The organism is Enterovibrio baiacu, assembly GCF_004120195.1.
In the GTDB taxonomy this organism is placed as follows: domain Bacteria; phylum Pseudomonadota; class Gammaproteobacteria; order Enterobacterales; family Vibrionaceae; genus Enterovibrio; species Enterovibrio baiacui.
In genome coordinates, this window is sequence record NZ_SCHN01000008.1 from 511,469 (window position 1) to 524,642 (window position 13,174).

The 13,174-nt window shown below is 47.0% G+C and carries 7 protein-coding genes and 5 tRNA genes; all 12 read left to right on the forward strand.

Features of this window, described 5'->3' with window-relative positions; genetic code table 11:
* Nucleotides 1-65: 65 nt before the first annotated feature.
* The 12 genes from psrA to nspC all read left to right on the forward strand — a co-directional run bounded on the left by psrA (nucleotide 66) and on the right by nspC (nucleotide 13,104).
* A complete protein-coding gene (gene psrA, locus EQP46_RS09125) occupies nucleotides 66-743 on the forward strand; it encodes a TetR family transcriptional repressor PsrA (protein ID WP_129493344.1) in 678 nt (225 codons plus the stop codon).
* Between the two features lie 51 nt (nucleotides 744-794).
* A complete protein-coding gene (locus tag EQP46_RS09130) occupies nucleotides 795-3,089 on the forward strand; it encodes an acyl-CoA dehydrogenase (RefSeq protein WP_129493345.1) in 2,295 nt (764 codons plus the stop codon).
* A 153-nt stretch (nucleotides 3,090-3,242) separates the two neighbouring features.
* Complete coding sequence (gene fabV / locus EQP46_RS09135) at nucleotides 3,243-4,445, forward strand: enoyl-ACP reductase FabV (RefSeq protein ID WP_129493346.1); 1,203 nt, start codon at nucleotides 3,243-3,245, stop codon at nucleotides 4,443-4,445.
* A gap of 283 nt (nucleotides 4,446-4,728) precedes the next feature.
* Nucleotides 4,729-4,802, forward strand: a tRNA-Cys gene (locus EQP46_RS09140).
* Nucleotides 4,803-4,805: 3 nt separating this feature from the next.
* Nucleotides 4,806-4,881, forward strand: a tRNA-Gly gene (locus EQP46_RS09145).
* An 83-nt stretch (nucleotides 4,882-4,964) separates the two neighbouring features.
* A tRNA-Met gene (locus EQP46_RS09150) sits at nucleotides 4,965-5,041 on the forward strand.
* 34 nt (nucleotides 5,042-5,075) lie between these two features.
* Nucleotides 5,076-5,151: transfer RNA gene (locus EQP46_RS09155), tRNA-Gly, on the forward strand.
* An 83-nt stretch (nucleotides 5,152-5,234) separates the two neighbouring features.
* Nucleotides 5,235-5,321 (forward strand) — tRNA-Leu (locus tag EQP46_RS09160).
* Nucleotides 5,322-6,425: 1,104 nt separating this feature from the next.
* On the forward strand, nucleotides 6,426-6,890 hold the full coding sequence (locus EQP46_RS09165) for a RidA family protein (protein WP_129493347.1): 465 nt from the start codon (nucleotides 6,426-6,428) through the stop codon (nucleotides 6,888-6,890).
* Nucleotides 6,891-7,672: 782 nt separating this feature from the next.
* On the forward strand, nucleotides 7,673-10,576 hold the full coding sequence (locus EQP46_RS09170; protein WP_420841368.1) for a pyridoxal phosphate-dependent class III aminotransferase: 2,904 nt from the start codon (nucleotides 7,673-7,675) through the stop codon (nucleotides 10,574-10,576).
* Nucleotides 10,577-10,664: 88 nt separating this feature from the next.
* Nucleotides 10,665-11,909, forward strand: coding sequence for a carboxynorspermidine synthase (locus EQP46_RS09175; RefSeq protein WP_129493348.1), 1,245 nt, complete (start codon nucleotides 10,665-10,667; stop codon nucleotides 11,907-11,909).
* 61 nt (nucleotides 11,910-11,970) lie between these two features.
* A complete protein-coding gene (gene nspC / locus EQP46_RS09180; RefSeq protein WP_129493349.1) occupies nucleotides 11,971-13,104 on the forward strand; it encodes a carboxynorspermidine decarboxylase in 1,134 nt (377 codons plus the stop codon).
* The last annotated feature ends 70 nt before the right edge of the window (nucleotides 13,105-13,174 follow it).

A 13,174-nucleotide genomic window follows, 5' to 3' on the forward strand; every position in this document is an offset into this window, starting at 1 on the left:
TTTGGCTTGTTATTAATGCTAACGGGATGTAAAGTTAAACGGGTGTTTAATACAGGTGAATGAAAATGGCAGGGAAAGGCGAAACTAAGGGTAAAATCCTTGATGCGGCAGAACAGCTTTTTGCTGAACATGGCTTTAAAGACACCTCGCTGCGTACCATCACGAGTAAAGCAGGTGTGAATTTGGCGTCTGTGAACTATCACTTTGGTGACAAGAAGTCGTTGGTTCGCGCCGTACTCGAAAGATATTTAGAACAGTTCATGCCTCAGATCGAAAATGAACTGAAAGCACTCCTCGTAAAAGACGATGTCTCGATGGACGATGTCTTCGCTTGCACAAAAAGACCACTTCTTGAGCTTGATAAGTTTCGCCGTCATGGCGCGTCTGTGTTTATGCAACTTATCGGCAGAGGTTACACCGACGTGCAAGGTCACTTGAGATGGTTTATCACCACCCGCTATAGCGGCGTGCTCTCTCTATTTACACAAGCCGTCTCGAAAGCAAATCCTACACTTAAACCAGAACACATTTTCTGGCGTTTGCACTTCACGTTAGGTGCGGCAATTTTCACCATGGCGTCGAATGTGGCGCTGAGTGAAATTGCGGAAAACGATTTTGGTCATACGGTTTCGATAGAGGAAATTTTAGACCGATTGATCCCTTACCTTGCTGCAGGTGTAGATGCTTCTGTAAGCAAAGAATTAATGCTGGTGCCGAGTGATTCATCACTGAGCGCGAGCTAAAGAATAATAAGAAAGTAAATTAACGTCTTACGAAACAAAAGGATCTGAATCATGAGCTCTCAACCATCACTAAGAAGACGCTACCTCAGCGATCCGGCGTTTAAGTTTTTCAAAAAAGTCCTTCCTCCACTTTCCGAAACAGAGCGTGAAGCCATGGAAGCGGGGAGCGTTTGGTGGGATGGAGAACTATTTGCAGGTAATCCTGATTGGCGCACCTTGCTTCAATACCCTAAACCACGTCTTTCTGACGAAGAGCAGGCGTTTGTTGATAACCAACTCGAAACACTTCTAGAGATGCTGGATGATTTCGACATTGTTCAGCAGCGCAAAGATTTGCCGCCAGAAGTGTGGGCGTATCTGAAAAAAGAAAAGTTCTTCTCGCTGATCATTTCGAAAGAATTCGGTGGTTTGGCTTTCTCAGCGTATGCGAACTCGACGATCGTTTCTAAGATCGCGACGCGCAGTTTGAGCGCCGCCGTGACAGTGATGGTACCTAACTCGTTAGGCCCAGGGGAGCTTCTGACTCACTATGGCACTGACGCTCAGAAAAATTACTGGTTGCCCCGCCTTGCAAACGGTGAAGACGTGCCATGTTTTGCACTGACGGGTCCAGAAGCGGGTTCTGATGCAGGCTCTATCCCTGATAAGGGTGTGGTGTGCATGGGCAAATTCAACGGCGAAGAAGTGTTGGGCATCCGCCTGACGTGGAACAAGCGCTACATTACGCTTGCGCCGGTGGCAACGGTGCTAGGTTTGGCATTCAAGCTTGACGATCCTGATGGCTTGATTGGCGACACTGAAAACCTCGGTATTACCTGTGCCTTGATTCCTGCGGATCATGAAGGTGTTGAAATCGGTGAGCGCCATAACCCACTAGGATTGGCGTTCATGAATGGTCCAACGCGCGGTGAAGATGTCTTCATCCCAATGGATTGGGTCATCGGTGGTCAAGATTATGTAGGTAAAGGCTGGCGTATGCTGGTGGAGTGTCTATCAGCGGGGCGTGGTATTTCTTTGCCAGCACTTGGCACTGCTGTTGGTCATCTTGCCGCTCGCACAACGGGCGCCTATTCGTACGTACGCAAGCAATTCGGCATGAACATCGGTAAATTTGAAGGTGTGGCGGAAGCGCTAGGCCGCATCGGTGGTCATACCTACATGTTGGAAGCAGCCCGTACGCTGACGACCACGTCGCTCGATATGCATGAGAAGCCGGGAATCGTGACAGCGATTGCCAAATATCACATGACAGAGTTGGCGCGAACGATACTGAATGACTCCATGGATATTCATTCGGGTCGTGCTATCCAATTAGGACCACTTAACTACATTGGTCACCACTACTTTGGTATGCCTGTGGCTATCACCGTAGAAGGGGCAAACATACTCACGCGTAACCTCATGATCTTCGGTCAAGGTGCAACGCGTTGTCACCCGTATGTCCTTAAAGAAATGGAAGCTGCCGCGAACACTGACGAAAACAAAGGAGCGGAAGAATTTGATGCCTTGTTGATCAAGCACATCAGTTTCGCGACGAAGAACGTGTTCAAGTCATTCGGCAATGCGTTTACGCGTTCTCGCTTTAATCAATCGCCAGTCTCTGGAGAGACCGCTGATTACTACCGCCAATTGTCACGCATGAGCCGAGCGCTTGCAGTGACCGCGGATGTTTCAATGTTGACCTTAGGTGGAGAACTCAAGCGTCGTGAGATGATTTCAGCGCGATTGGGTGATGTATTGAGTAACCTTTACTTGGCATCTGCCGTACTCAAGCGTTTTGAAGACGAAGGCCGTCAGCAATCAGACCTTCCACTTGTTCATTACTCGCTCCAGCATTGTTTGAACAAATGTGCGATTGCCTTTGATGGTGCGTTTAACAATTTCCCTCGCAAAGGCGTTGGTTCTTCGCTGCGTGTGTTGTTGTTCCCATTGGGTATGCACTTTAAAGCGCCTTCCGATGACGTTGCTGTTGAAATTGCAAACTTGTTGATGACGCCTGGCGCGCACCGCGAGCGACTCACGCACCTTTGCTATGTTGGCAATAAAGAGACCGATCCGGTTGCGATCATGGAGCGTGCGTTTGAAGCCATGCAATCCATCCGTCCGATTGAAAAGAAAATGGCAATCGCTGCGAAGAATGGTCAGATTGCGAGAAAAGGCCCACTCGCTGACCGTCTAGCCCAAGCCCTTGAGCAAAACGTGCTGACGGAAGACGAAATCGAGCAAGTGAAACAGGCTGACGCTTTGCGCTCGAAAGCCATCCAAGTGGATAACTTTGACCCTTCTTGGTTTGCACAATCAGACACTGCATCAGCAGGAAAAGGGAAAAAAGGTAAGGCTGCGTAATTCAAACTCTTACCCCAAAAACGCCGCATTTGCGGCGTTTTTTGTTGCTAACACCTCCAACCACTGCCTCAAACCCACCTTTTGCAACAAAATTAAGTGCCAAAACAAGATGAAGTATTTATCCTAAGCCCAACTTTGTAAGGAAGGTTGAATATGATCATCAAACCGAAAATTCGCGGATTTATCTGTACGACGACGCATCCAAAAGGCTGTGAAGCTAACGTTAAAGAGCAAATCGAATACACCAAAGCCCAAGGTCCTATCGCAAACGCACCGAAGCGTGTGCTGGTAATTGGTTCATCAAGCGGCTACGGCATGTCATCGCGCATCGCTGCGGCGTTTGGCGGCGGTGCGGCGACCATCGGTGTCTTTTTTGAAAAACCAGGTACTGAGAAGAAGCCTGGCACAGCGGGTTGGTACAACACTGCTGCATTCGACAAATTTGCAAAAGAAGAAGGTCTCTACAGCAAAAGCTTGAACGGTGATGCTTTCTCTGATGAAGCAAAACGTAAAGCGATTGAGCTGATTAAAGAAGACTTGGGCCAAATCGATATGGTGGTTTACTCACTGGCATCGCCAGTACGTAAATTGCCGAAAACCGGTGAAGTGGTTCGTTCGTCGTTGAAGCCAATTGGTGAAACGTACACATCAACAGCGGTGGATACCAACAAAGACGAGATCATCCAAGCAAGCGTAGAGCCAGCAACCCAAGAAGAAATCAAAGACACCATTACTGTTATGGGTGGCGAAGATTGGGAATTGTGGATGCAAGCGCTGTCTGATGCTGGTGTATTGGCAGACGGCTGCAAAACAGTGGCCTACAGCTACATTGGTACTGAACTGACGTGGCCTATCTACTGGGACGGTGCACTAGGCCGTGCGAAGATGGATCTAGATCGTGCTGCATCTGCATTGAATGACAAGTTGTCCACCACAGGTGGCAGCGCAAATGTGGCAGTACTGAAAAGTGTTGTTACGCAAGCGAGCTCAGCGATTCCCGTTATGCCTCTATACATCGCGATGGTGTTTAAGAAAATGCGTGAGCAGGGCGTACACGAAGGCTGTATGGAACAAATCTATCGTATGTTCAGCCAACGCTTGTATAAAGAAGATGGCACAGCGCCAGAAGTGGACGATAAGAACCGTCTGCGTTTGGATGACTGGGAGCTGCGTGACGACATTCAACAACATTGTCGTGATCTGTGGCCTCAAATTACGTCAGAGAACCTGAAAGAACTGACGGATTACGTTGAGTACAAAGAAGAGTTCCTGAAATTATTCGGTTTTGGCATCGATGGTGTCGATTATGACGCTGACGTAAACCCTGAAATCGACTTTGACGTTCAAGCTATTTAAGCTTTTCGTCTCTAAAATGAAAAAAGCCAGCCACTATGCGCTGGCTTTTTTGTTTTTGAAACAACTCTGCTAGATAGTTATTGATGAAAAATTCCAGTCAGAATTGCTAAAAGTTTGATCAATGTGGCTGATATTTATCATATTTGGTTGATAAAGAAGCAAACGAACAAAAACGACATAATTAATGCGTGACAGCCTCAAAAAGTTAGGTAGAATGCGGCCCATACCAACGAGGAAGACAACTTCCAAAGTGAGTATGAACCCCTCGGGGTTGGGAAACAAAGGCGCGTTGGCAGAGTGGCTATGCAGCGGATTGCAAATCCGTGGACCTCGGTTCGACTCCGGGACGCGCCTCCATTTGCGACACTAGCTCAGCTGGTAGAGCGCAACCTTGCCAAGGTTGAGGTCACGAGTTCGAACCTCGTGTGTCGCTCCAAATTTTTGTTCTTGATGTTGTCAGGAATGAAGCCATGTTAAAGCATGGTGAAGTCTACGCCGTACTTTGAACGGTCAATCGGACGCGGGATGGAGCAGTCTGGTAGCTCGTCGGGCTCATAACCCGAAGGTCGTTGGTTCAAATCCGGCTCCCGCAACCACATTATGTTATTCGACGTTACGTCGTGTAACTCTGCGACACTAGCTCAGCTGGTAGAGCGCAACCTTGCCAAGGTTGAGGTCACGAGTTCGAACCTCGTGTGTCGCTCCAAACATTGACTTTCATTTCGGTGAAAGTAAGTATGCAGAAATGCATGCGACGATGGTGCCTATCATCGCAATAAAGAATTGCGTGCCCTGGTGGTGGAATTGGTAGACACAAGGGATTTAAAATCCCTCGACGTTCGCGTTGTGCCGGTTCAAGTCCGGCCCGGGGCACCATCTATAACGACGGCTCACAAGCTTGCTTGTGGGCCGTTTTTATTTTCTGCGCCATATTTTCCTCACTTTATCGTTAGATATTCCATTGGAAGGTTTTCACACCGTTCCAGCACCACTTCATTGTGGCGTTTCATGTCGCCGTACTACGTTGCATGTTGTTAAAGGTCATAAGTGACTTGGATATATTTTAAAAGCCTGCTGTAAGCGATAGAGCATTTATCCTGAGCGAATTACGCATCGCCTTCTTCTATCTGCAAAGAAAACGCTCACGATTAAATATTCGATGTGCGGTCTTGTCGCCGGATAAGCATACGGTTAAAGATACTCTTCATTGTTTTGGCTACGCCGACATATTTTGAGAAAGGGAAGTGGTATTGCTTTTCTACAGAAGCGCTATGTATGCCCATGTCATGGATCATATTGAACACGGATGTATTGAAATCTTCCCATCATTTTTGTCGACTAGATTTGCTCTTGTGTCTTTTTGACTCGAACCTCACTCAGAAAATAGCGGACAAGAAGACAACGGATCGTGTTTTATGATCGCTTAGGATCCTTTTCTCGATCATATGATGTGCGTGAGAGGATCCTCCCTCATTGATCATTGAATCGAGTGTTCATTGAGAAAGAGGAAGGGAATATCTATTAATAAATTTGAAATTAAGATCCTTCATTACGGAATCTCAGAGAAAGAAATATTGTTGAATGATGCTACGACAGTGGCGTTTTTTATTGCATCAAATGCTGGTACTTGCAAGGGGCGTGATGCCGTTGCTTGGTGCTCTTGAGGCTTGTGCTTCCTGTGACTAGCTAAGTGCGAATATAGGGAGAACTTTCGAAAAGGATCCTTGGTTTTAGCATCGAAAGTGATGGCATTATTAATTGGAGTTGGGTGAGTAAGGAGAAAATGATCATAAGGAATAATCACTCACGATCTTTATCTTGGATCTTCTTTTTTGATAAATTACTTATAAAAGTGAAATAATATTTAACAGATATGTGGCATTAAAGAGAATGTTTGTTATCCTTTGACAGGATGGTGTATTTATTAGCCACCTTCAAAAACTAAAACGTTATCTGAAACGCGGTTGAGAGCCAGTACTTATGGATGCAGAAACAATTGTCACGGAATCTGGTGTGGTATTGCCAAAGTTAGCGAATCCGACTGGAGATTTAGGACACGGTTTTCAAACTGGAAATTTGTTGTTTATTTCATATAAAGGACCTCACTCCACAACTGGAAAAGTAGGTCAGAATATTTCTGTTGAAGATGCGTATGAGTACTCGAGAGAGATCGGCTTATACCTGCTGTCCGCAATTCAACATGATTTGGGATCACTAAATAACGTTGCACGCGTTGTTAAAGTGATAGGCCTCGTCAACAGCGATCCTTCTTTTATTCATCACCCAAAAGTCATCGAAGGTTGTTCAGATCTTTTTGACGAAATCTTTGGTGAAACTGAAAAAGATTCGCGTATTGCTGTGGGCGTAAGTTCGCTGCCTGATAATATGCCAGTAGAAATCGAAGCTGTTGTTGAAGTTCGGACGCCTTGTAAAATAGCATCTTAACGTTTGTGCGTTCTTATTGCCGCTTGTATCTGAATCCTCAGAGGCAAAGACGACTGCCCTCTATAATTCTCTCACCTTATCTGTGTCTATCTTGAAATTAATATATTTAACAATTAGTTAAGTATATTCTGTTATATTAACCATATAACTCACATGGTTAATTGGCTGAAATTAGGCAAGGTTGCATACGATCTTAGACTGTTAAAACTCCACATTAAAATTGAGTGTTATTTTTTATCAATCGGTTAAAGAATTTTCTTGTGTTCGAAAATCACGCTGTGTTACCTTTCGCAACAATCTCGAACATCAGTTTTTCGGGGCACACGTGACAATCTGTAAATTTGCAGAATGTTGCAAGTAGGTACTGGAGAATTCACTCCAGTAGAAGGGCATTGATAGAGCTGTCCGGCCGAGAGGTTAGGGGCATATTGAGGAACCCAACAGTGATTAAGTTATCCACTCACTTCGCTTTCGTTCTACCACATTCCAGTATTATTACTGAGCCTTGATCATCCCGATCAACTGAGGCTTTAATCTCGCGTTGTCCAAACACATGAATTGATTCATGTGCTTAGCTGCGTGCGCTTTGTTTGCCTCTACCACACGTTTGCCTCCGCTTCGTGAACGATCACGTGCTGAGGTTAATGCTCTTCTATAAAGAGCGTGTGTTTCGTTTGACGCTTATATCTCCAAGAACTCAACGTTCGTGCCAATTCAGGTAGTTCGTTCGAGGAAGATGTTCTTGAGGTGGTCGAATGAAAAGACAAGGATGAACTCTAGTAATGATGAACTACACCACTGACACTCTGGGCGAAAACATTGAAAGCCCAATCCCTGTTTTGCAAGGCTTACATGACCTAACACCTGATGAGCTCTTACTTAGCCAAGAGCACTATGAGTCTGAAGTGCGTTCTTATCCGCGCCGACTCCCCGTCGCAATTGCGAAAGCATCAGGGGTTCTTGTTGAAGACAGTCGTGGCCAAACGTATCTTGATTGCCTTGCTGGTGCTGGAACGTTAACCCTCGGCTATAATCACCCCGAAATTAATCAGGCGTTGATCGAGCAATTGAACGCGGGTATTCCGTATCAAACACTCGATATCACGACCCCAGCCAAAGACAATTTCATTCGCGAATTGATGGCTTTTCTTCCACAAGACTTCTCTGAGAATACCAAAGTTCAATTTTGTGGACCTTCGGGCGCTGATGCCGTTGAAGCGGCGATTAAATTGGCGAAACAGACGACAGGCAGAAACACCATTGCTGCTTTCCACGGTGCATATCACGGCATGACCAATGGCACGATGGCGATGATGGGTAACCTTGGCACTAAATCACGCCGACAAGGTTTAATGGCAGACGTGCACTTCTTGCCATTCCCATACGATCTGCGCTGTCCATTTGGTCTTCAAGGTGAGCAGGGCGCTCGCCAAGGTCTTCGCTATATTGAGCGCATGTTGGCTGATGATGAAAGCGGGGTTCAAAAACCTGCGGCCATTATCGTTGAACCTGTTCAAGGTGAAGGCGGTGTGATTCCTGCCCCCGCATTTTGGCTACAAGAGTTACGTCGAATTACCGAAGAAAATGGCATTTTGCTGATCTTTGATGAAATTCAATGTGGCATTGGTAAAACAGGCGACCACTTCGCATTTGAAGAATCTGGCGTGACGCCAGATATCTTATGTTTATCAAAAGCCGTAGGCGGCGGCTTGCCAATGTCTTTACTGGTGTTCGATAAAGAAATCGATACTTGGTTGCCTGGTGAACATACCGGCACATTCCGTGGTAACCAACTTGCTATGGTCTCTGGGGCGAAAGCGATGGAAATCATCCGTCGTGACAACCTTGCACACAAAGCCAAAATCACCGGTGATTACCTTCGCCGTGGGCTTGAAAAGATTGCATCTACCACCAGTTGTATTGCAGAAGTGCGTGGCAAAGGCCTCATGCTTGGTGTTGAAATTTGCGACCCTGAAGGGGGCAAAAACAAATTTGGTGAACCGCTTTCCGCACCAGAATTAACCATTGCTATTCAGCGTGCAGCGCTAGAGCGTGGTTTGATCATCGAGAAAGGGGGTCGGGAAGGCTCAGTGCTTCGTTTCTTACCCCCTATCATCATTACGTTTGAGCAAATCGATTTTGCATTGAAGGCGTTGCAAGACGCGATTGAATCATTGGTTGAACCGACACAAGCGGTTCAGCCTGCTGATACCTTGCAACAAAACTGGCGTGATCACTTTATCCATACGGGCAAAGATGGCGCAGAGAGTTTTGAAGCGGCGATGAATGCAACGACACAAGCGTTGAAGAAGATCTTCGAAAACACAGAATCGCCATATAGCGGTATTGACCCGACAGTGTTGGCATCTCAAATTCGTCATGCGAACTTGGGTGAAACACCGCAGTCATTGGACGACGTGATTGAAGAAACCAGCGATCTTATCGCGAAGAACTCGATCATCGTTCAGCACCCTCATTGTATTGCCCACCTGCATACCCCACCTTTGATTCCTGCTGTTGCAGCCGAAGCCTTCATTACGGCACTCAATCAGTCGATGGATTCATGGGATCAGGCCAGTGCGGCAACGTTTGTTGAGCAAGAAGTGACAGATTGGTTGTGCCAGCGCTTTGGCTTTGATGAAAAAGCAGATGGCGTGTTCACCAGTGGCGGCACGCAAAGTAACTTGATGGGTCTATTGATGGCGCGAGATAACGCCATCGAAAAGATCTCAGGGACTGATGTTCAAAAAGACGGCTTACCAGACTACGCAGACAAACTGCGTGTCATCAGCTCGAAAAATTCGCATTTCACCATGCAAAAATCTGCGTCCTTGTTGGGGCTGGGCGAGCACGCGGTGATCTGTGTGGATACCTACAGCGACGGCACCATGGACATTGAGTCGGCCGATGCCACATTGGCGGCCCTGAAAGCCGAAGGTTTGATTCCATTTGCAATCACAGGCACAGCCGGTACCACAGATCACGGTGCAATCGACGATCTGGACGATGTCGCGATGCTGGCGGAAAAGCATGGCTTATGGATGCATGTTGATGCGGCTTATGGCGGTGCGTTAATGCTAAGTCGTCACCATGCGCGTTTGGAAGGCATTGAACGTGCTGATTCGTTGACCATCGACTTCCACAAAATGTTCTTCCAGCCAATCAGCTGTGGTGCGGTGATCCTCAAGGACAAAAACCACTTTGGGTATATTCGCCACCATGCTGACTACCTCAACCGTGAAGAAGATGTACTTCCGAATCTGGTCGACAAATCTATTGCAACCACGCGCCGCTTTGATGCGCTCAAGCTGTGGATGACGTTACAGAATGTTGGGCCACAAGCGCTCGGTTCTATGGTTGATCACTTGCTCAATCAAACGCAGCTTGTGGCTGACATGGTCAATAACCGATCTCAATTTGAATTGCTGGCAGCACCGTGTTTGTCCACGGTTCTGTTTAGATATGTGGGCGTGAATCAAGGCCTCGACCTTGATTACCTCAACAAGCAAATACGATTAGATGCTCTGGTTAAAGGGCGCGCTGTCGTGGGTGAAACCGTGGTGGATGGAAACGTGGCACTCAAGTTCACGCTCCTGAATCCATGCTTGAAACTTAGCGACTTCGATAGCTTGTTGAATGAATTAGAGAGCCTTGCTGACGACGCGGTTAAGCAAGTTCAGGGTTAAATATTGAGTTTGATGTCTTTGCTACATTGCTGATAGGCAAAGGCATCGCACTGTTTAAAGACTGAGTGTCTTATAAGGAATTAAGAACATGGCAATTTTACAGATTGGTGCTGGCGGTGTTGGTTGGGTGATAGCGCACAAAGCGGCACAGAACAATGATGTATTGGGCGATATCACTATCGCATCGCGCACGGTCGCGAAATGTGACGGGATCATCGCGTCAATCAAAGGCCGTAATAACCTCAAAGATCCAAGCCTAAAGCTTGAATCTCGCGCTGTTGATGCTGATGACGTAGATGCACTTGTTGCACTCATCCAAGACGTGAAGCCTGACTTGGTGATCAACGCTGGCCCTCCATGGGTAAACATGACCATTATGGAAGCGTGTTACCAAGCAAAAGTCTCCTACCTTGATACGTCAGTCGCCGTTGACCTTTGTTCTGAAGGCCAGCAAGTACCACAAGCCTATGATTGGCAGTGGGGCTACCGTGAGAAGTTTGAACAAGCGGGTATCACAGGCATTCTTGGTGCGGGTTTTGATCCTGGTGTGGTCAGTGTGTTTGCTGCGTATGCGGTGAAGCATTTGTTTGACGAGATCGACACCATTGATGTGATGGACGTGAACGCAGGCGACCACGGTAAGAAGTTTGCGACCAATTTTGACCCAGAAACGAACATGCTCGAAATCCAAGGCGATTCTTTCTACTGGGAAAACGGTGAGTGGAAACAAGTGGCGTGTCATACGCGTATGATGGAATTTGAATTCCCACTTGTTGGCAGCCATAAAGTGTACTCTATGGCGCACGATGAAGTGCGCTCTATGAAAGAGTTCATCCCAGCAAAACGCATCGAGTTCTGGATGGGCTTTGGTGATGCTTACCTAAACTATTTCAACTGCATGCGCGACATTGGCCTGTTGAGTCCTGAGGCTGTCACTCTGCAAGACGGTACTGTGGTTGAGCCGCTAAAAGTGCTGAAAGCACTGCTACCAGATCCAACGTCGCTGGCACCTGGCTATACAGGTAAAACCTGTATCGGCACGTGGGTGCAAGGCACGAAAGATGGCAAAGCGCGCAGCGTGTTCATCTACAACAATGCTGACCATGAAGTGGCTTACAAAGATGTTGAGCATCAGGCAATCGCCTACACCACAGGCGTTCCTGCGATCACTGCTGCATTGCTTTACTTTAAAGGGGCTTGGAACGGCAAGGGCGTGTTCAATATGGAACAGTTAGATCCTGACCCATTCCTCGAATTGATGCCGTCAATTGGCCTAGATTGGGGTGTTGAAGAACTTGAACCGCAAGCGCCAACCATCAATATTCTAAAGTAGATTTGCTGATGAAGCCTGCGATGTTGTCATCAAACATCGCAGGCTTTTTGTGAGAAGAACAATGAATTCATCATCGTTAAAAACACCTTATTTTCTGATTGATGAAGATAAGCTGATTCGTAATCTGGAAATAGCAAAACGCCTGAAAGCCTTGTCCGGTGTGAAACTGGTACTGGCGCTTAAATGCTTCTCCACGTGGGGCGTGTTTGACATCATCAAGCCATACCTTGATGGCACCACGAGCAGCGGCCCATTTGAAGTGAAGCTTGGTCACGAAACCTTTGGCGGTGAAACCCATGCCTACAGCGTTGGTTACAGCGAGGACGATGTGCGTGACGTGGCGGACATTTGTGACAAGCTGATCTTCAATAGCCAATCGCAGCTTAAAGCGCACCGTCACTTGGTGGAAGGCAAAGCTTCGTTAGGGCTTCGTTTAAATCCTGGTGTGAGTTATGCCGGACAAGATCTTGCGGATCCCGCGCGTCAGTTTTCGCGTTTGGGTGTGCATGCCGACAAGATCGACCCAGAAGTGTTTGCATCACTCGATGGCGTGATGTTCCACATGAACTGTGAAAACAAAGATGTGGATGCGTTTATCGGTTTATTGGATGCTATTTCGGACAAGTTTGGTACTTATCTCGATTCACTCGAGTGGGTGAGCTTAGGTGGCGGTGTGTTTTTCACATGGCCGGGGTATGACGTTGAAAAACTCGCATCAGCGCTGAAAGCATTCAGTGATCGACACGGTGTTCAGTTGTATCTGGAGCCGGGTGAAGCCATTATTACCCAGACAACGGATCTTGTTGTTACCGTGGTAGATATCGTCGAAAACGACATGCAAACCGCGATCGTAGACAGCGCAACCGAAGCGCACCGTTTAGACACGCTGATCTACAATGAGCCAGCCTCCATTGAGGAAGCCACAGACACTGGCGAACACACCTATGTGATCGGCAGCTGCTCATGCTTGGCGGGTGATCAGTTCTGTGTGGCGAACTTTGACGAGCCGTTAAAGATCGGGCAACGCCTGCACATTTCCGACAGTGCAGGTTACACCATGGTGAAGTTGAACTGGTTTAATGGTTTGCGAATGCCTTCTATCTATTGCCAACGCAGCAATGGGGACGTGCAGCTACTGAATGAGTTTGATTACCAAGATTTCAAGCGAACCTTGTCGCAGTGGGCTGTTTCATAACATCCTGTTATTCGGTAAATAAATATAAAAAATGAGCGCTGTGTGCGCTCTTTTTATTTAGATCTTTGAT

Excerpts from the sequence above, each read along its gene's own strand:
- psrA (WP_129493344.1), top strand. The coding sequence starts at position 66 with ATGGCAGGGAAAGGCGAAACTAAGGGTAAAATCCTTGATGCGGCAGAA.
- EQP46_RS09130 (WP_129493345.1), top strand. The coding sequence starts at position 795 with ATGAGCTCTCAACCATCACTAAGAAGACGCTACCTCAGCGATCCGGCG.
- fabV (WP_129493346.1), top strand. The coding sequence starts at position 3,243 with ATGATCATCAAACCGAAAATTCGCGGATTTATCTGTACGACGACGCAT.
- EQP46_RS09165 (WP_129493347.1), top strand. The coding sequence starts at position 6,426 with ATGGATGCAGAAACAATTGTCACGGAATCTGGTGTGGTATTGCCAAAG.
- EQP46_RS09170 (WP_420841368.1), top strand. The coding sequence starts at position 7,673 with ATGATGAACTACACCACTGACACTCTGGGCGAAAACATTGAAAGCCCA.
- EQP46_RS09175 (WP_129493348.1), top strand. The coding sequence starts at position 10,665 with ATGGCAATTTTACAGATTGGTGCTGGCGGTGTTGGTTGGGTGATAGCG.
- nspC (WP_129493349.1), top strand. The coding sequence starts at position 11,971 with ATGAATTCATCATCGTTAAAAACACCTTATTTTCTGATTGATGAAGAT.